Here is an 18880-nt window from a genome sequence, read left to right on the forward strand (position 1 = left end):
GTTCGGGGGGAACGGCCATGACAGATGAACAGCCGGCCCGGCACTTGCGAGTGAGAGCGATTCGCGAGGTCGAGATCGTGCAGACGCAGTACGTGTGGAACAACTACCTGCCTGTTGGTGAGGTGTCGTTGTTGGTCGGCAAACCAGGGATCGGGAAGAGCACCGTTGTTGTCGACCTCGCCGCCAAACTGACCACGGGACAGCTGGACGGCGCCTTCAAAGGCGAGCCGCACCATGTCCTCTACTCGACCACCGAGGACTCACCGTCCACTCTGAAGGCTCGCTTCGTCGCAGCCGGCGGAGATCCGGACTACCTGCACCTGGTCGACGTCGTCTACGGCGAATCGGTCGACGGGACACCGCTGATCGTCAACCTCGACCTGGACGCAGCACGTGAAGCGATCGCGGCATGGCAGCCGGTCTTGCTCGTGCTGGATGCGCTCAACTCGTCCTTGTCCGGCCAACTCAACGACAACTCCGTCGTGCGCCCGCAGTTGGAGAAACTGAAGCTGCTGGCGCACCACACGGGCGCGGCGATTCTGGGAGTTGGGCACTTCCGGAAGGCAACAGCAGGCGTCGATCCAGTCGACGCTATCGGCGGCGCTGGCGCGTACACACAGGTTGTCCGACACGTGTTGGCGTGCGGAGCGGACGAGGACAACTTCGTCCTCTCGGTCATCAAATCCAACATCGTGTCGGTCCCAACTGTCCCGTCGCTTGCATACGGCACCGAGGCTGTTTCGGTCTCCGCTGACGATGGAGGCGAGGCCACCGTCGGCAGGATTCACTGGTTGGGAGAGTCGGCGACATCGGTCGCCGACCTTCTCCAACATCCCGCACACGACGACGGTGACGACCGTGCGGACGCCGTCGCGTGGCCCACCGAATACCTCGTCGACTGCGGAGGCGAGGCCGCAGTTGCCGACGTGTTGTCCAACGGAGACCAGGCCGGTTTCTCCAAGGACACGCTGAAACGTGCGAAGTCGAAGGCCAAGGTTCGCTCGCAGAAAGCCGCCTTCGGTGGCGGTTGGGTGTGGCGGATCAGGCTCGAAGGGAGTGCGGAAGAGCGCGAAGGGAGCGGTGCCGGAAGTGCCGCTCCCTTCGATCCCTTGGTGCGCGCTTCGGAGGCTGAACACGGCAACCAGCCGCGGTCAGCAAGTTAGGAATCTGGTAACCGGATTCTTTGCCGCGACAGGGAGCCGTGGCAAACACCAGCGGCGTGCTTGGGGACACGCCGCGCACCATCTCGGGGGAACTGATGACGCACAACAAGAAGCGGCGGCAGCGGCGGGTACAGGGCGGCTCACCTGTCAGCATCCACGTCCGCACCACCAGGACGACCTACAGCCGTCTCGAGATCCAGGCTGAGCTCGCAAGGTTGTCGATTCCTCGGTACCTGGTCGAATCAGCACTGCGTGAGTCAGCTGACGGTTGGAGTCTGCGCGAACAACGTTGGTGGGCGGAACGACTCGACACCGTCGAGACAAGGCTCATCCGGATCGGTACCAACCTCAACCAGATGGCCGCAAGGATCAACAGCACAGGGCAAGCACCCGATGGGCTTCCTGCAGCGCTGGCCTACTTCACCGCGACCTTGGAAGAGCTCCGAACGATCCTCGCTGAGATCGACCCGGCTGACTCATCACGGGATCCGAAGACGTGATCGCCAAGGCGCCGGCGAAAGGCAAGTATGGAGCCGATACTTACGGACTCCTGCGGTACCTCTTCGGTCCGGGGAAGCAGAACGAGCACACCAACCCGCATCTCGTGGCGTCGTGGGATCCCGAATGGCTCTCTGGCGGGATCTTTGCAGCTCGACGCCGAGGCTGGATGGCTCGCTTGGCCCGTGAGATCGATGCGCCGATGACCGGACACGACGTGACGCTGCCTGGCGGGCACGTCTACCACGTCGCGTTGTCGATCCCGCGCCAAGACGGAGAACTCGGCGACGGCCGTTGGCGTGAACTCGCGGAGGACGCTGTTGCCCGACTCGGATTCAGCCCCGACGGTGAGGGCCGCGCCGGCTGCCGATGGGTCGCAGTGCACCACGGTCTGAGCAAGGACGGCAACGACCACATCCACCTCGCGGTGAACCTGGTCCGGGGCGACGGCACCGTTGCCGACACCTACCGGGACTGGCCCCGTTGGCGGCAGTGGTGCCTGGACGTCGAACAGCGTCTTGGCCTCACCCCGACGTCACCGGCGAACAAAACAGCGGCAGTGCGTCCAACACGCGCCGAGGTGGAGAAGGCGGCGCGTGGGCCACAGCCTCGACCTAGCCGTGACTTCCTGCGCCTGGTGGTCCGTGCTGCTGCGGCTGAGGCTGCCACGGCGGCGGAGTTCGTTGAGTTGCTGGAGCGGGAGCCGCTGGTGTCTGTGCACGCGCGCTGGGATTCGGAGAATCGGTTGACCGGCTGCCGCGTGGCGTTGTTCGCGGACTTGAGCGCGAGCTCGGAGGACGGTCGGGTCTGGTTCGGCGGCAGTCGACTCGCCCATGATCTGTCCGCGCCGAAGCTGATGCACAGATGGGCCAGCACCCGCGGGCCGGCCGATTTGAACGACACAACAGGTTTGTCGCGCGACGCTCGTGTACTGGACACGGCTGCGGAGGCGACGCACAGCGCCCACCTCTACGTGAAGGCGCTCGTCGAAGCCGAAGACACCTCAGCTGGAAGTGGCGGCGACGATATCGCACATGCGGCGGCCGACATGCTCATCGCGGTGTCGAAGGCAATCGACGGACCAGTATCGGGACCGTTGAGCGATGCGGTGGCAGCCTATGAGTGGGTCGCTGTAGCGCCCCATCGCGTTCAGCCCGTTCGTTGGAAGAGCGTTGCCGTCGAGTTGCGCCGAGCGGCGCGCTCGCTGCTCAAGGCAGGTGTGTTGTCCAGGCGCGCTCGAACTGGCCCGGGAGCAGTAGCCCTCGTGCTCGCTCTTGTTGCACTTGTAGCCGAGATCGCGGCGTGGCGCGAGCAGGCAGGACAGCTGCGGCAAGCTGCTGAGGCGCGTCGGGCTGCCGGTCTTTTGAGCTCGCACAGCGTTGTCCAGGGGCAGCGTCCCTCCACAGCGCAACTCGGTTCCTTCAAGATGCCTTCACCCGAGAGGGCTGCCCTGGCCAGGCGGCTGAACCAGCAGCCCAGGGCAAGTCGACCCGCGATCGGAGGACATGAACAAGCGCGAGGCTCGGATCGCGGTCGGGCGCGGTGATCGAGTGCCGAAGCGGCGGGTGCGCGTCAGCGGCAGTTAGATCAGGCGGCTGGTGTACCCGGCCGCAACAAGCCGCTGGAACGCATCGACCACGTTGTCGGGCATGTCCTGCTCGATGGCGAATCCTCGTCGGGCGTACTCGGTGATGCGCTGGGTGTCGCCGACCAACATGTTGATCACGCGGTCGACGTCGTCGATGCCGGCGATGTACTCGTCGAGCGGTAGCGGTTGGGACGAGCACATGACGTTGATCTCAGGCCATACCTTGCGGCAGGTCGCATAGGCTCGTCGCTGCTGGTACGGCCGGGAGATCAGCATGACCGACTCGGGTCGGACTCCCTCCTCGGCAAGAATCTGGCGACTGTTGGTGAGGTTCTGGCTGGTGTTGGTGGCCTGGGTCTCGATGCTGATCACCTCGGCGGGCACGCCGAGAGTGATGGCGTGTTCGCGGTAGTGCACGGCTTCACCGCGAGGGAATCGTTCGATCGTGGTGGGCGCATTGGCGCCGGTGAACACAACGCGCGGGAACATGCCCTGGTGATAAAGCTCGGCGGTGTAAGTGGCGACACCGAGGTCGTGGCTGCCCAGGCCGATGCCAACGTCGCAGCGTCGAGGTTCGTGACCCATGTCGTGGTATCCCCACAAGGTCTCGACATCCGCGCGCAAGTCTGGGGGAAGCATGGTGGTCGCCATGTCGAGGCACCTTACGGCTGACGAGGGTCGGTGCCGCGCACACCCATTCGGTAAGCCAGCTCGACGGCGCGGGTGGCTGGACGAGGCAGTCTGATCATCTCGCGGACGAGGATGCGGGACAGCCGGTGGTACCGGACTTGTTCAGGTGCGTCCTGCTCAGCGGCAAGGAGCACAGCGAGTGCTTCGTCAACGCGGTTCCACCGGACGTAGGCGCGAGTGGTCTCGATGGCGTGGCGGACGCGCCGTTCAGTCGGAAGACTGCGGGTGTCGACGCGTGGACCAAGGTCGACCGCGACTTGAACATCACCGAGTTCCATCGCGGCGGTGACCCGGTGGATCTTGACGTTGGTGGGGCCGAATGCGGTCCACAGGTAGTTCGCGTCGCGGCCAAGTCGGCTTGCGGCTTGGTCGGCCTCGGTGAGGAACGCCGCGGTGTCGGCGCGGTCGTCGCGGCGGGATGAGGCGACCGCGCCGGCCAGGTGCAGCATTCCGTAGACCGACAGATACTCCGGTGTTGCGGTGCCGAGGCCAGGTTCGAGGTGGTCTGCGGCGGCTCGGGTGAGCGCGATGGCCTGCTCGAACTCGCCAATGGAGAGCAAGGCGTGCGACACCGACCGGTACAGCGAGCCGATCATCAGAATGTCGCCGCTGGTGTTGGCGGCGGCAAGGCCACGGCTCGCAGAGATCGCCGCGAGATCGGCCTCGCCGAGCTTGGTCAGCAACGCGGTGGCCAACTGGTGGGCAGCAGCCGCGAGTGCGTGCGCGCGGAGCCCGTCGTCGCTGGTGGTGCCGTAGTGCTGACAGGCAGCCTGGGCATCGGTGATCAGGAGTGGCAGGCGCTGGGTGAGCCGGGCGTAGCGAGAGTTCTGGTAGTCGCTCCACTGCTCATCGATGTTGATGGCCAGAGAGTCCAGCCGGATCGGCTCTCCTGGCCGCGGCCCGGTCAGGAACTGGCGGTGGTCCATGAGCGCCACCCTGAGTGCGGGGACAGTCCGCCGACCGGGCTCGTCTGCCCAGGCCATCAGTACTGGTTCGCCGATCAGGTCGCCGAGGGCGACGTCGAGCGCGTAGGCAAGGCGGCGCAGCACCGAGAGTCGGTCCAGGGGGAGCACGTCGTGCTCAACCTTTCGCAGCCAGTCCTCGGTGCGACCCACGAGCCCGGCCAGGACGACCTGGGTCAGGCCCCGCCGCTGCCGGTAGAACGCGACGCGTTCCCCGATCGTCATGCCGTCGGTCATTCCTCGCATGGCGTCCACCCTCGCATCCGTGCAGGTGAGGACCCCAGAGAAATCCTCCCGGTTCACGCCGCTGGGCGTACCTAGCGTCTGCGATGACGCCGTGTGACACCTCGCTTGCACGGGCAATGTGTCTGAGTTCGTCCACAAGGGAGCGGCCATGAGCGAGAGGCCTCAACCTGGCCAGTTGGGTGAACACCCGACTCAGTGGTGGGACACCCATGCGGAAGGTACTCAAGGCCGTCCCCGCCCCGGCACACGTGTACTTGTCCGGAACCGCAACGGGGACGTGCGTCAGGCCGGGACCGTGCAGTACTACGAGGGCATCTGGCCACACCAGCACTCTTTCCCTGTCAGGTGGGACCACGGCGTGCACGGGTCGTTGTGCACCAGCCACGAGGATATGCCGCTGGGCTGGGATTACGAGGATCCGGCAGACAGGGCAGCAGCAGCCGGCAGGCGTCGCGCAGGCCGGTGCAGCGAGCTCGCGTCATGATCGCTACGGCCGAAGACGTTGAGCAGACGGTTGTACTGCCAGCCGTGGGCAATCAACAAGCGAACGACAACGGTTCGAAGATCGCCGCTGGCTGGTTCCAGCACTACCTGCACCTCGTGGACCGGGTGTTTCCGCGCACGCTGGTCACGCGAGACGGCAGGAATGTCCAATTCGCCGCCTGCAAGTTCGCCGTCCGACCTCCCGTACCCGACGTGATGCAACCGGCCTGGCCGTACTGCCCGGTGTGCTGGCCGTGCAGAGCCGGCCACTGGTTCGCGTGGAAGTACCTGCCCCACGGCGTGGTCCCGCGCTGCATTCGATCTGGCTGCGATCGCGACGAGGCCGATGTTCGTGATCCCGTCACCGGCGGCTACCTGCCCTGCATCGGGCAAGAAGCCGCGGGGAACTGAGCCACCGATGTCCATACCCCGCAAGGAGGCGAAGTCCCACCACTATGACCGGCTGTAGTGCCGCCGCAAACGTTTCGTACCAAGGAAAACCCCTGCTTGATCATGCAAGCAGGTACATGGAGGAACCACTGATGTCTGCACCAACCATCGACACCGTCGCCGACTCGGACTTCGACCTCGACCTGCGGATCACCACCACCGTCACTCCAGGCGTGGCATCGGCCTGCGACACGAGCGACGGCTGCGATCCGACGTGCGCGTCCTCGTGCATCAGCACCGTCTGACCTGACTGCACCTGAGCTGGGGCATGGACAGCGCGGTCCGTGCCCCAGCTTCGCCACCGGATGACGAACGCGAGGGCAGGATGAGTACTCGGAAGAGCGCGTCGACTTACAGGCACCGCGGAATTGCCTTACTTCGCGCCGCGGCAGTCCCGCTTCACCAACTGCCCGCACAGTGGCCAGACCTGTCCGACACCCAGGCGTGCCGCGAATGGCTGCTGAAGATGTCGACGCACACCGAACTCGCCGACGCGATCGGCCATGCGAGCCCAGGACTCGCCGCTCAACTGCTGACCGACACCGGCACGATGGAGTCCAAGCAGGTCCGGCGCGTCACCCTGTCCGTGATCCGCTACCTGCTGCGCATCACTGGTCGCCACACCCCGTTCGGTTTGTTCGCAGGAGTCGCGCCGGTCGCTGTTGGTGGACCAGCCGCGGAGAGCCGATGGGGGTCAGAACACCAGGCCTTCGCTCGCATCGACGCGGTGTGGCTCGCGGATCTCATCGACCGACTTGAAGCGTGCCCCGAGCTTCTGTGTCGGCTCGACGTCGTGTTCACCAACCTCGCGACCACTCGTGGCGGGCGATTGGAAGTCCCCCAGGGACCCAACACGGTGACCGCACGCAACACCCGTGCCCTGCAAGCGGTCCAGAATGCCGCAAGCACACCCATCCACGTTGCTGACCTCATTGACAAGCTGGCCGCGGAGTTTCCGGCCGTAGAGCACGACACCATCATCGCCATGCTCACAGCTCTTGTGGGCCAAGGTTTTCTCGCCACCAACCTGCGAGCGCCGCTGACCGTCACCGACTCCCTTGGCTACCTGGTTGATCGCCTGCGCACCGCCGACGCCGGCGCGATCCCTTCTGTAGCAGCGATCCTCGTCGAGCTGGAGCGAGTGCAGGAAGACCTGCGCAGCCACAACCAGCCCGGCACAGACCAGGCGGCGCAGCGCGACCTGCGGGAGGCATTGGCCGGACGGATGCGGACACTGTCGACGGCCGGGCGCGTCCCACTGTCTCTCGACCTCCGCTTGGACGCCGAAATACGGCTTCCCGAACAGCTTGCGCACGAGGTCGAGAGGGCCGCCAGCGTGCTGGCGCGCCTGTCCAACCAGCCGACCGGGAACCCGGTCTGGCGAGACTTCTACATCGCGTTCTGCGAACGTTTTGGCACCGGTGCCCTCGTGCCGCTGGCCGATGTCGTCGACCCGGACGCGGGACTTGGCCTCCCACACACCTATCCCGGCAGCGTTCTGCCGCCGCCGTCCGGAGGTTCGTCCGAACGCGAGCAGAAGCTCCTCGCACTGGCTTGGACCGCGTGGGCCGATGGCACCGGCGAGATCGTCCTCACCGAGGACAACATCTCTGCGCTCACCGTGGGTGGCTCTGCCACGCAGCGACGGACCCCGGCACACGTCGAGCTCGCCGCCCGCGTGCACGCAGCCAGCGCGGACGCACTGCGCCGCGGCGACTACAGCTTCACCGTCGCGCCCGCTCGATCAGCGGGAACGTTCACCTCGCGCTTCGCCACCATTGCGTCCGACACCAGGCTGGAGCACCTGTACGCGGACGCGCCTGCCGGCACCAGTGGAGCGCTGCCTGTGCAGCTGTCGTTCCCGCCGATCTACGCGACCGGTGAAAACGTCTGCCGAGTCCCTGCCTATCTGCCTCACCTGCTGTCTCTGGGAGAACACCGGGCACAGCACCCCGAACAGCTGGTGATCGCACCAGACGACCTGGCGATCATCGCGACCCGCGACGGGCTGTACCTGGCCAGTCTCTCCATGGGGAGGGTGATCGAACCCCAGGTCTTTCATGCACTCGCCCTGGACAAGCAGGCGCCGCCACTGGCCCGATTCCTCGCCAATCTCACCCGCGCGCTGGGAGCCACGTGGCACGAGTTCGACTGGGGCTCGCACGCTCAGCAACTGCCGGTGTTGCCGCGCGTACGGTACGGCCGCGCGGTACTCAGCCCGGCCCGTTGGCGGCTCGACGCCACAGACCTTCCCGTCGGCCTCAACGACGACCAGTGGACGGCGCGCTTCGATCAGTGGCGTCGTCGGTGGCGATGCCCTGCCACGGTGGAACTACGCGACGCCGACCGCTCCTTGCGACTCACTCTCGACGAACCAGCCCACGTGGCGATTCTTCACACCCACCTACGCAAGCACGGCCACGCCATGCTGCTCGAAGCTGCCCCCGCGGAGGCGTTCGGATGGGCGGGCGGCCACGTTCACGAGATCGCCGTGCCCCTGTTCTCCACCCAGCCGCAGACACCGTCGCCACCTGTTGCGACCAGGCCTGTGCTGACGAACAGCGGCCACGGGCAGCCGCCAGGGGCAGCGAACTGCACCTGGCTCTATGCCAAGGTTTTCACCCACCCCGACCGAATCAACGAGATCATCGCCGACCGGATCCCACACCTTCTACAGGCGATTGGCTCCGAGACCAGCTGGTGGTTCGTGCGCTACCGCAGCCCGCATGAAACCGACCACATCCGCCTCCGCCTGGCCACCTCTGATCGTGACGCCTATGCCGGCAGCCTGGCTGCACTCGGGGACTGGGGTCAGCAACTCCGCGTTGACGGCGTCGCCGGTCGGCTGGCTGTCGACACCTACCTGCCGGAGATCGGCCGCTACGGTTGCGGCGCGAAGATGACCGCCGCCGAGAACGTGTTCGCCGCCGACTCTGCCGCTGTGGCCGCTCAGTTGCGGCACGACTCGATCCTTGGCGCTGGTACCGCCGTCGGCCTGCTACTCGGTCTGGTGGACATCGTGGCCGGGTTCTTCGGTGATCAGACCGCCGCGATGACCTGGCTTCGCACCCGGCCCGCCATTCCAGGTACGGGCCCAGCTGACCGCGCCGTGCTCTCCGACGCGATCCGCCTCGTCCAGGGCGATGTCGTCGACCGGCCTGGATGGACCGGACAAGTCGCCGAGACCTGGGCACGACGCGCCGCCGCGCTTGCCGCGTATCGGACGCAACTATCAGCCGACACCGATACCGACGCCGTTTTGGATTCCTTGCTGCACATGCACCACAACCGTGCAGCCGGTATCGACCGTGACGCTGAGAAGGCAACGCGGCGCATGGCACGGCACCTCGCGCAGGCCGTCCACGCGCTTCAGGCGGAGACCAGCCGATGAACCTTGAGGTTCCACCAGGCGGCGCTGCGCCCGGCTGGGGTCAGTCGTTGTCTGCCGGCGCAGCCGGAATCACCCTGCTGCACCTGGAGAACGTGCACGCAGGTGCGGGCGACTGGAGCGTGGCTCACCAGTGGGTTCGCGCCATGATCCGCGACTCGGTGACCGCCGACCCTGACACTGCAGGGCTCTTCCGAGGAGTACCTGCCGTCGCATTCACTCTGCACTCGGCGCGGCAACCCGCCTACGCCGAAGTTCTTCGCGCACTCGATGAGCACCTTGCCACGATCACGCGCCACCGGCTGTGCCAGGCACATGACCGCATCGACCGCGGACAGCGTCCACGGCTTCGAGAGTTCGACCTGATGAGCGGACTCACTGGCCTCGGCGTCGGGCTGCTACACCGAGACCGTCACCCCGAACTGCTGCGTGATGTCCTCGCCTACCTGGTGCGGCTCACCGAGCCGATCACCACCAATGGCGAGCACCTGCCTGGATGGTGGAGCGAAGCCAGCCCCAACGGGCAACCCTCCAATGACTGGCCTGGCGGCCACGCCAACCTGGGGATCGCGCACGGCGTCGCCGGGCCGTTGGCGCTGCTGGCCACCGCCAGCAGGCGAGGAATCTCGGTAACCGGACAGACCGAGGCGATCAGCCACATCACCACCTGGCTCGACCGCTGGTGCAACGGCTCCGGCTACGACGCCTGGTGGCCAGGCATGATCTCTCGCGCCGAATGGCACGACCAGGCGCTGCGGCAATCGGGACCCCAACGCCCGTCCTGGTGCTACGGCACCCCTGGTCTCGCACGGGCACAACAACTCGCGGCGATCACGCTTGGCGAGCCAACACGGCAACGCGCCGCCGAGCATGCCCTCGCCGGATGCATCAGCGACGAGAGACAACTTGCACTGCTGAGCGATCCGTCGCTCTGTCACGGCTGGGCTGGGCTTCTGCATGCCACCCGCCGCACTGCCGCCGATGCCATCGACGACCGCCTCACCGAGCATCTACCCGCACTGCATGCACGGCTGACCAAGTACCTGCACGACAACGGCCAATCCGCCGAGCCCGGACTGCTGGAAGGCGCCGCCGGAGTGCTGCTCGCACTGCACGCGACTACAACCTCCGACCTCGTCACCCGATGGGATGCCTGCCTGCTGCTCGAGGGCTGACCCGCACCTCAGAACCCGCTCTTGACCAATCGCAACCCGCTACCATCCGGCCGCCCGCACAGAAGGAAACGATGAACGCCACCACCGACACCACGCCCGAGGCGCTGCGCGCCGCCATGGTCGACCGCATCAAGAAGGCCGGCCACGCCCGAACCCCCGCGGTGGAACAGGTGCTTCGCACCATTCCCCGTCACCTCTTCGTCCCGGAGGCGACCACAGAGGACGCATACGCCAACGTCGCAGTGATCACCAAACGCGATGACGACGGCGCTCCGCTCAGCTGTGCCTCTGTCCCCACCGTGGTCGCTATGCAACTCGACCAGCTCGACGTGCAGCCCGGCCACAACGTCCTCGAGATCGGCGCAGGCACCGGCTACAACGCCGCCCTCCTCGCCGAGCAAGCCGGTCCGACCGGTCACGTCACGACCGTCGACATCGACCCGGAGGTCACCGCACAGGCCCGTCGGGCACTCGATGACAACGGCTTCCCCCATGTAGAGGTGATCACCAGGGACGGCTCGCTCGGGGCGCCCGAGACCGGTCCTTACGACCGGATCATCGTTACTGTCGGCGCGTTCGACATTCCGAATGCCTGGCGTGACCAGCTCAAGCCCGGCGGCCGGCTAATCGTGCCGCTGCGCTGGCGAGGCCAGACCCGCAGCGTCGCCTTCGTCCGTGACGGCGAAGTGTTGCGCTCCGACTCGGCGCGGTTGTGTGGCTTCGTGCCCATGATCGGCCAGGACAACGAGGTGTCCGGCAACATCGACGCCGCCGGACACGTCACCTTGTACTGGGACTCAGACCAAGACATCATCCTCACCGACCTCTACGGTGTGCTCAGCCAGCCAAAAACGCCTGTCTGGTCCGGCGTCACAGTTGGAGGAGAAGAGCCCTTCGACGGCATCTGGCTGCTTCTGACGGGAACCGAACCAGGCACCTGTCGCATCGCCGCCTCCGCCACCGCAGTCACCGATGAGCTCTGCAATCCGGCGATCCGTGACCGCAGCCCAGCCGTTGTCGAGGGCAGCTCGCTGGCCTACCTCACCTATCGCCGCGTCGACCGCAGCTCGGAACTTGGCGCGATCGGCCATGGACCAGCTGGACAGCAGCTGGCGGAGCGGCTCTGCGACCAGATTCGAGCCTGGGCTGAGGCCCGCACCGCTGAGCCCATCATCACGGCCTACCCAGCCAAAACGCCTCGTGAGCACCTTAAGGCCGAACGCGTCATAACGAAGCGCTGGGCGACGCTATCGGTGTCGAGTGCCAGCAATGTCGACGGATGAGCGCTGAGATGGCAGCAGATCTCATGACTGACTTTGGTAGACCGCGCTGATGACGTCGTAGATGCACGCTGGGGTCACGCGAGCACATCTTGTGCGCACGAGGCGCGGTTGTGGTGACGCAGTTGCACGGATGGAGATCTTAGCTTGAGCTCGTGTCTGTCGTGCGCTCCGAAGCCCAGGTCCACCTTGCTGGTGATCCGGCTAGTTCCGGGAAGGCAGTTCGCAACCGCAGGGCTGACACCGCGTGGACGGCTTGACCGTGCACTCAAACCAACGGTAATTCGCGCATTTTGATCAGTGCTACGGCGCGGTCGCGTGAAGCCGCAAAGCACCTCCCGATAGGGTGGATCGCTCGGGGCCAGGCTCGCCGCACTGGACGACAGCTGTTGTCGGGTGCGAGCACGAGGGTGACAGCGCGAGGTATTGCTGTCACCCTCCGTGCTATGTCGTACCGGCGGTGTTTACTAAGGACGCCGTGGCGAGCATGGCTCTGGGCAGGGGCTGAACCGTGCGAGCGAAGTGGGAGGCTGGGGTGTCACTCGGCGCGAACGAGACGTACATAGAGAGTCTTGACCTCACGCCATCACCGCGGCTACTGGAGGTACTCGGCGACATCCCTTACAAGCCCTGGCAGTGTCTCGCTGAGCTTGTCGACAACGCGTTCGATGCCTTTCTGTCGGACAGCGACCGTGCCCCTTCAGAGCCACCGTCGGTCGAGATCACACTCCCGAAGCCAGGCACCGCCGAGGGGGACGAGCTCGTGTGTGTCGCGGACAACGGACGTGGCATGGGCCTGGAGCAGTTCGAGCAGTCGTTGCGTGCGGGCTACAGCACTAACAGCCGCTACGGCAGCCTTGGGCTGTTCGGGATGGGCTTCAACATCGCGACCGCCAATCTGGGTTCAGTGACGGAGGTCAGAACAACCCGCTCAGGAGACCCGGACTGGCTTGTCGCCGAGATCGACTTTCGCGAGATGCAGCGGCGCGGCAGCTTCACGGTGCCCCTTCGCCGGGATCCGAAGGCCGACCCCGCGATGCACGGCACCGAGGTTACGGTCCGGCAGCTGAGGCCGGATAAGCGTGCCGCGCTACGTCGGCAGCCGGTAGCGGCGAACATTCGTGAACAGCTCGGCAGGGTGTATTCCTACCTCTTGCGAAGCAAGAATGCCCTTCCTGAACTTCCGGAGACCGAGCTCGCTGGCCGCGGCTTCGATCTGTACGTCAACGGGACCGCTGTACGACCAAGGCTGCCATGCGTATGGAGCTCTTCTCGCGTGGTGTCCTATCAGGGCGCTGAGATCCGCGCGATCCAACGCATCAACCGTGATCTGACACCCGCCTGGGCATGTCAAGACTGCGGGCACTGGAACCGCGGCGCGGCGGTGGAGCGTTGCGCCGAGTGCGACAGCGAGAACCTGGAACTGCGGGAACGACGGATTGTCGGCTGGGTTGGCATTCAACGCTACCTCAGTACGAGCGACTTCGGGATTGACTTCCTGCGCAACGGTCGAAAGATCCTCATCTCCGATCGAAGTGTCTTTCAGTGGGAAAATCCCGACACTGGCGAGACGATGGTGGAATACCCCATCGAGTTCGGTGCGACGCAAGGCGGCCGTATTGTCGGCGAGATCCATGTCGACCATGTTCCGGTCACCTACCAGAAGAACGACTTCAAGCGTGACTCGCTGGACTGGATCACTGCTCTTAATGAGGTTCGCGGAGAAGGGCCGCTACAGCCAAAGAAGGCAAAGGCGCTTGGGTATGAGCCAAACGGCTCCCCGGTAGGGCGCCTGTTCAACGCGTTCCGGCGCAATGATCCCGGTACGAAGTGTTTGATCCCTGGGGATAGCTCCGGGCCGCTTCACGAGACCGCCCGTGAATGGGCCACGTTGTTCCGCAGGGGACTTCCCGAGTACCTGGCCGACGACAAATGGTACGAGGCGGCCCAGCAATATGACGACCTCAAGCGGGGGAAGCGGCAGCCGACTTCCGGAAGGTCCAGCGGCACGGGATCAGGTCAGAAGCACAGCGGTGGGACTGGCTCCGGGTCCATGGTCGATCTCCTGGACCGCACAGGCTTGGGTGGGGACAACCAACCAGCTGGTACCGCGGGCGGGCAGGCCCCGGCCTCACCTCCCCCGCGACCGCAGCCAGAGACCGAGGAGCAGCGTTACACCCGATACCGTGAACGGGCACGACGTGTTAGCGACCTGAGCGGCGTCGTGAGCGTGGCCCACCTCGGCAAACGCGCTGTAACGGTATTCGATACCCCTGAGCCGCTGCTCGACCACTCCGGCCGGCCGACCCCGTGTGTTTCCCACACTCAGCGCGGCAACACGATCGAAGTCTTCGTCCATGGTGACCACGAAGTGTTCCGCGAGTTCGGACGTGATCCGCGGGACTACGCCATCATCGAGATCGCTGAAGCGCTTCGAGCAGTGGCAAATACGGACGACAGTGTGGCGAGGGTCGCGGCCGAGGTTACAGAGCAGTTCCGCGATCAGCGCTTCACCGACGCCGCGCTGCGCGAGCGTGCGGACGCGCTGCTCGGCAGGATCCGAGAAGGAATGGCTGACGTAGGCGCCTCGCACGCTGCGGCGCTTTGGACAAGCCTGCCAACAGAGGAAAAACAAGCCGCCGAGCGGCATGCGGCCGGCGCCGAGCCGCGGCTGGTCTGGCGGGAGGCGACCGAGAACGGGGCGTTCATTTCGCATCTGCGCCCAGAAAGTCTTGCCGCACTCGTCCGTGCCCAACCGGCTCTATTGCTGGACGGGGTCGTGTTCTCCACAACCTGGTCCACCTGGAACGACCAGGACGCGCGAACGAGGCCGGTCGAAAGGATTGCTCGCCTTCTCGACACGGTTGGCGAATTCATGGGAAATACAGGCGGAAAGACACGTCTGGAGCTGGCGATGATGCGTCTGACTCTCGATGTGATTGAGGGCGAGATTAACGAGGGGGACACGACATGAGTTCCTCATTTGTGGCTCCTGACTTCCTCCTCGATATCGGTCCAGCCGCGTTCACTCGACAGGTTGAGCGACTTCTGTTGCATCTTGGCTTCGTCAACGTTGTTAACATTGATGGCCCAAACGACCAAGGTGGAGACCTTATCGGCACACGCAACGGTCAGCAGTGGGTCTTCCAGGCAAAATGGAAGTCACGAGGTACCGTCGCGTCGGCCGCGATCGACGAGGTGCTCTCAGCGAAGGCGTTCTACCGCACCGATCGCGCCGCGGTTGTCACCAACGCCCGATTCGGCCCAAAGACCGACGAACGGCGTGATGCCCTGCGTCGAGTCGGTCATCCGATCGAGCTGTGGTCTGGACGCGAGCTTCTCGATCTCTACAACAGCGAAGGCATCTGCGCGCAACGACTGCCAGAACGCCCGCTTCGCGAGTACCAGGCAAAAGCGTTCGAGCGCATTGTCGAGGACTTGGAGGGCTCTGGCCGCGCCTTGCTCATTCTCGCCACAGGGCTAGGCAAGACGGTCATCGGCGGGGAGATCATCGCACGACACCTGCGGCGTCAACCCTCGGACAAGGTCCTCGTCGTCGCGCACACCAAAGATCTCGTCGAACAACTCGAACGCGCGATGTGGTTTCACGTGCCGAAACCCGTGCGCACACAACTGCTGACCGGCGATCACAAACCGGATGATCTTCGCGGGATCACGTGCGCGACGGTGGCTACCGCCCTGACATACGTACGAAACGGCTACAAGCCTGGGCTAATCATGGTCGACGAGGCGCATCACGTCGCTAAGGGAGGGCAGTTCACCGAATTGCTCGATGCCTTGCCAGGCGTGCCGCGCTTCGGCGTTACCGCCACGCCGTGGCGTGGCGACCGGTTCGACATCCGTCACCGGTTCGGCGAACCAAGTTACACGCTGGGCATCGAAGATGGCATGCGGCTCGGCTACCTCGCCGAGGTTCGGTATCGGTTGTTCTCGGACAACATCAACTGGGACTTCGTGCGAGAAGCAAGTCAGCACAGCTACAGCATCAAGGATCTGAACGCCCGACTGTTTCTTCCGGAGCGCGACGAGGCAATCCGGGATCAGCTCATTGACACTTGGGCACGAACTCGTGAACCACGCGCGGTCGTGTTCTGTCGAACAGTTGAGCACGCCGAACGGTTGGCCGAGTTGCTCAACCAAGTCCCGCAATGGAAGAACGTAAAGGCTGTCCACGCCGGGTTGGGCCACCGAGAACGTCAACTGCGTCTGATGAGCTTCCGGCAGGGCGAGATTCCAATCATCACGGCGGTGGACATCCTCAACGAAGGTGTCGACATCCCCGACGTCAACATCCTGGGGTTCGCCCGTGTGACGCATAGTCGGCGAATCTTCGTACAACAACTTGGCCGTGGCCTGCGTTTGCGTGAAGGCAAGAGTCATGTGGAAACACTGGACTTCGTCAGCGATATACGACGCGTTGCGGCAATCATGAATCTCCGTGAACAAGTTTCGGCCGATGAAATCGAGACCCTGCGGCTCGCGCCAACAGGCACACGTTTTGAGTTCAGCGACGCCCAAGCTGAGAGCCTGATGCGTGAGTGGATCAAAGACGCGGCGAGTCTCGAAACAGCTCTCGATGAGCACCGCCTCCAGTTCCCCGACCCTGACGCACTAGTGAGCGGCTCATGAGCGAGATTCAGGATCCCCTCCGGCGGGAGATTATCGGAGAGATCTATCGTCAAGCTGATGAACTCGGTTGGGACGGCCTGAGCATCAGTGAGCGATCGACATGGTACAACCGGTGGGTCGATGACGATCAAATCGGTGGTGTCCTGACGCGGTACATGCCGCGCGAACGTGCACGCCTTTGGATCAAGGACGTGCCGATGAAGCACTACAACCGCGCCCGTAGCGGGATCGGTCCCTATGCCGATCTGGTCCGTAATCCGCTGCCAGGTGCGGCCCAAATCGCGCAGCTTGTCTTTGGGCGTGAATGGGACTTCGTGGAAGGCACTCTGCGAGAGAAGCCCAACCGATGCCATCTCTCCAACGGCCCAGAATTCGTGCAGATGATCTGGGGAACCTCCCGCAATCTCCAGAGCCTTATCTGGGCCGGTCTCAACACGCGGGTTGATGGAGGCCCGAGGCCGGTTGTCGTCGTCACGACCAGACAGGGCGAGCGGTTGTCGGAAGGCGAGCAAGCACGTCACCAGCGACTTGGCGAACTAGCTGGCCTGGAGGTCCGCCATATCGCCACTCGCGCGACTCGTGCCCCAGGCAACGACGGCGAGGCAGGGCGGTGACATGCGAGATCCCAAAGTAACCAGCCGCATCATGGCCTCAGTGCGCAATCGCGACACGAAACCAGAGGTCGCCCTACGTAGTGCCCTGTGGCGAAGGCGCCTGCGCTTCCGAGTGCGAACGAAACTGATCGGCAAGCCTGACATCGTGTTCCCCGGCCCTCACGTGGCCGTGTTCGTAGATGGTGACTTCTGGCACGGCAACGCGTGGCGAGTGCGTGGCCTGCCCTCCTTTGACGCGCAATTCGAGCGCATGAACAACCCAGAGTTCTGGAAGGCCAAGCTCGAAACGAACATGGCCCGCGACGCGACGGTCAATTCGAAACTCGCCGAGGATGGGTGGTCTGTCTATCGAGTCTTTGAATCACGCCTTACCGAGGATCTCGACGCCGTTGTCGACGAGATTGAGCAACTCGTGCGCGGTCGCCGCGCCGCTCAAGTTTCCACCGTCGCATCAATCGACACGTCACGAAATTTTGAAACGGAGAAACCATGCCGAGGTCAGTAGAGCTATTCGCCGGTGGCGGCGGTATGGCCCTCGGCATGTTCAATGCCGGTTTCGAGCACGAGCAGCTGATTGAATGGGATCCGCGAGCCTGCAATATCCTGCAGGTTAACGCCGAGCGGTCTCCTGACCTCTGGAAGAAGGAGAACGTCCGCAATATGGACGTTCTAGAGTGGCTCAAGGAAGCGCCTGGGCTTGGACTGGTCGATATCGACTTGGTCGCGGGAGGGCCGCCGTGTCAGCCTTTCTCTATTAGTGGGGCGCACGCTGGGGATAACGACAAGCGAAATATGTTTCCTGCCGCCGTTGAGACAGTTCGAACTCTTCGGCCGAAGTGCTTCGTCTTTGAGAATGTCCCTGGGTTGCTGCGCCCTTCCTTCATGCCGTACTACGACTACATCGTTGATCATCTCTCAAGGCCCTCGGTCAAGCCCAAGGCTGGTGAGCATTGGGTGGATCATCACAAGCGGATCATGGGGGCGAAGCGGGCCGGATTGACTTATCGCGTCCGCCGTCAGGTTATTGATGCCGCAGACGTGGGTGTACCTCAGGCGCGAAAGCGTGTGTTTCTCGTCGGGATTCGTACGGATGTCCCAGGCTGGGATCGATGGACCGACATATCTCCAACGCATGACAGAGACGCGCTGTTGCGAGATCAGTGGATAGCCGGGTCGTATTGGGAGAAGCATGAAATTAAGCGGCCCTCTATGCCGGAGACCTTCCGGGTTCGCGTGGAGGCGTTGCGTGAGGCCGACGAGCTATTTGAGCGCGAGCCTTGGCAAACCACGCGAGACGCTCTCATGAAGTCTCCCAAGCTTCCGAAGCCGCGAGACGGCAAAGACGCGTCGGACGTACTTAACCACCGGGGCATTCCTGGTGCCCGAACCTACCCAGGTCATCAGGGTGGCTGGATCGACTGGCCTGCCAAGACGCTTAAGGCTGGGGTGCACGGCGTCGCCGGTGGTGAAGGGATGATTCGTTTTCATAACGGGTCGGTCCGCTATCTGACTGTCCGGGAGTCCGCTCGGATACAGACCTTCCCTGATACGTATGAGATTCCTGGCACCCGGACGGCGGCGATGCGTGCGCTTGGCAATGCTGTCGCAGTCGATGTTGCGGAGATCATCGGGAAGAAGCTTCGAGCTGTCCTCAACCTCTGAAGGACGTGCCACCGCGGACGACGGAGCGGAC

The 18880-nt window shown here is 64.2% G+C and carries 15 protein-coding genes; 13 read left to right on the forward strand and 2 right to left on the reverse strand.

Annotated features, from left to right (window positions below; all coding sequences use genetic code 11):
* Positions 1–17: 17 nt before the first annotated feature.
* The 3 genes from AOZ06_RS15760 to AOZ06_RS15770 are packed head-to-tail and all read left to right on the forward strand — an operon-like array spanning position 18 to position 3207.
* On the forward strand, positions 18–1163 hold the full coding sequence (locus tag AOZ06_RS15760) for an AAA family ATPase (RefSeq protein ID WP_083471712.1): 1146 nt from the start codon (positions 18–20) through the stop codon (positions 1161–1163).
* Between the two features lie 38 nt (positions 1164–1201).
* Positions 1202–1663, forward strand: a complete 462-nt coding sequence (locus tag AOZ06_RS15765) for a MobC family plasmid mobilization relaxosome protein (protein WP_054290079.1) — start codon at positions 1202–1204, stop codon at positions 1661–1663.
* Complete coding sequence (locus tag AOZ06_RS15770) at positions 1660–3207, forward strand: relaxase/mobilization nuclease domain-containing protein (RefSeq protein ID WP_054290080.1); 1548 nt, start codon at positions 1660–1662, stop codon at positions 3205–3207. Before AOZ06_RS15765 ends, AOZ06_RS15770 begins: the two co-directional genes overlap by 4 nt.
* A 36-nt stretch (positions 3208–3243) precedes the next feature.
* Here the strand turns inward: AOZ06_RS15770 and AOZ06_RS15775 are convergent, their stop codons facing one another.
* Both AOZ06_RS15775 and AOZ06_RS15780 read right to left on the reverse strand, forming a co-directional pair.
* Positions 3244–3900 (reverse strand): YdcF family protein, encoded by a 657-nt coding sequence (locus AOZ06_RS15775; RefSeq protein ID WP_054290081.1) that lies wholly within the window; start codon positions 3898–3900, stop codon positions 3244–3246.
* A gap of 11 nt (positions 3901–3911) precedes the next feature.
* Entirely contained in the window at positions 3912–5147 is a 1236-nt protein-coding gene (locus AOZ06_RS15780; protein WP_225954823.1) for a helix-turn-helix domain-containing protein, read from the reverse strand.
* Positions 5148–5627: 480 nt separating this feature from the next.
* Here AOZ06_RS15780 and AOZ06_RS15785 point away from each other — a divergent pair, with 480 nt between their 5' ends.
* From AOZ06_RS15785 to AOZ06_RS15825, 10 genes are all read left to right on the forward strand, one after another.
* Entirely contained in the window at positions 5628–6041 is a 414-nt protein-coding gene (locus AOZ06_RS15785) for a hypothetical protein (RefSeq protein ID WP_157233034.1), read from the forward strand.
* 131 nt (positions 6042–6172) lie between these two features.
* Positions 6173–6325, forward strand: coding sequence for an FxLD family lanthipeptide (gene fxlA / locus AOZ06_RS53910; RefSeq protein WP_218921997.1), 153 nt, complete (start codon positions 6173–6175; stop codon positions 6323–6325).
* A gap of 221 nt (positions 6326–6546) precedes the next feature.
* The gene (locus tag AOZ06_RS15790) at positions 6547–9471 is read left to right on the forward strand and encodes a lantibiotic dehydratase (protein WP_054290083.1); all 2925 of its coding nucleotides are present in this window, start codon (positions 6547–6549) and stop codon (positions 9469–9471) included.
* Positions 9468–10643, forward strand: a complete 1176-nt coding sequence (locus AOZ06_RS15795; RefSeq protein WP_054290084.1) for a lanthionine synthetase C family protein — start codon at positions 9468–9470, stop codon at positions 10641–10643. Before AOZ06_RS15790 ends, AOZ06_RS15795 begins: the two co-directional genes overlap by 4 nt.
* Before the next feature lie 71 nt (positions 10644–10714).
* Positions 10715–11926, forward strand: a complete 1212-nt coding sequence (fxlM, locus tag AOZ06_RS15800) for a methyltransferase, FxLD system (protein WP_054290085.1) — start codon at positions 10715–10717, stop codon at positions 11924–11926.
* Between the two features lie 532 nt (positions 11927–12458).
* Positions 12459–14897, forward strand: coding sequence for an ATP-binding protein (locus AOZ06_RS15805; protein WP_054290086.1), 2439 nt, complete (start codon positions 12459–12461; stop codon positions 14895–14897).
* Positions 14894–16573, forward strand: a complete 1680-nt coding sequence (locus AOZ06_RS15810) for a DEAD/DEAH box helicase family protein (protein ID WP_054290087.1) — start codon at positions 14894–14896, stop codon at positions 16571–16573. Before AOZ06_RS15805 ends, AOZ06_RS15810 begins: the two co-directional genes overlap by 4 nt.
* A complete protein-coding gene (locus AOZ06_RS15815) occupies positions 16570–17187 on the forward strand; it encodes a hypothetical protein (RefSeq protein WP_054290088.1) in 618 nt (205 codons plus the stop codon). Before AOZ06_RS15810 ends, AOZ06_RS15815 begins: the two co-directional genes overlap by 4 nt.
* Before the next feature lies 1 nt (position 17188).
* Complete coding sequence (locus AOZ06_RS15820; RefSeq protein WP_083472641.1) at positions 17189–17692, forward strand: very short patch repair endonuclease; 504 nt, start codon at positions 17189–17191, stop codon at positions 17690–17692.
* Between the two features lie 23 nt (positions 17693–17715).
* Positions 17716–18849 (forward strand): DNA cytosine methyltransferase, encoded by a 1134-nt coding sequence (locus AOZ06_RS15825; protein WP_169798924.1) that lies wholly within the window; start codon positions 17716–17718, stop codon positions 18847–18849.
* Positions 18850–18880 lie beyond the last annotated feature (31 nt).

Source organism: Kibdelosporangium phytohabitans (genome assembly GCF_001302585.1).
Taxonomy (GTDB): domain Bacteria; phylum Actinomycetota; class Actinomycetes; order Mycobacteriales; family Pseudonocardiaceae; genus Kibdelosporangium; species Kibdelosporangium phytohabitans.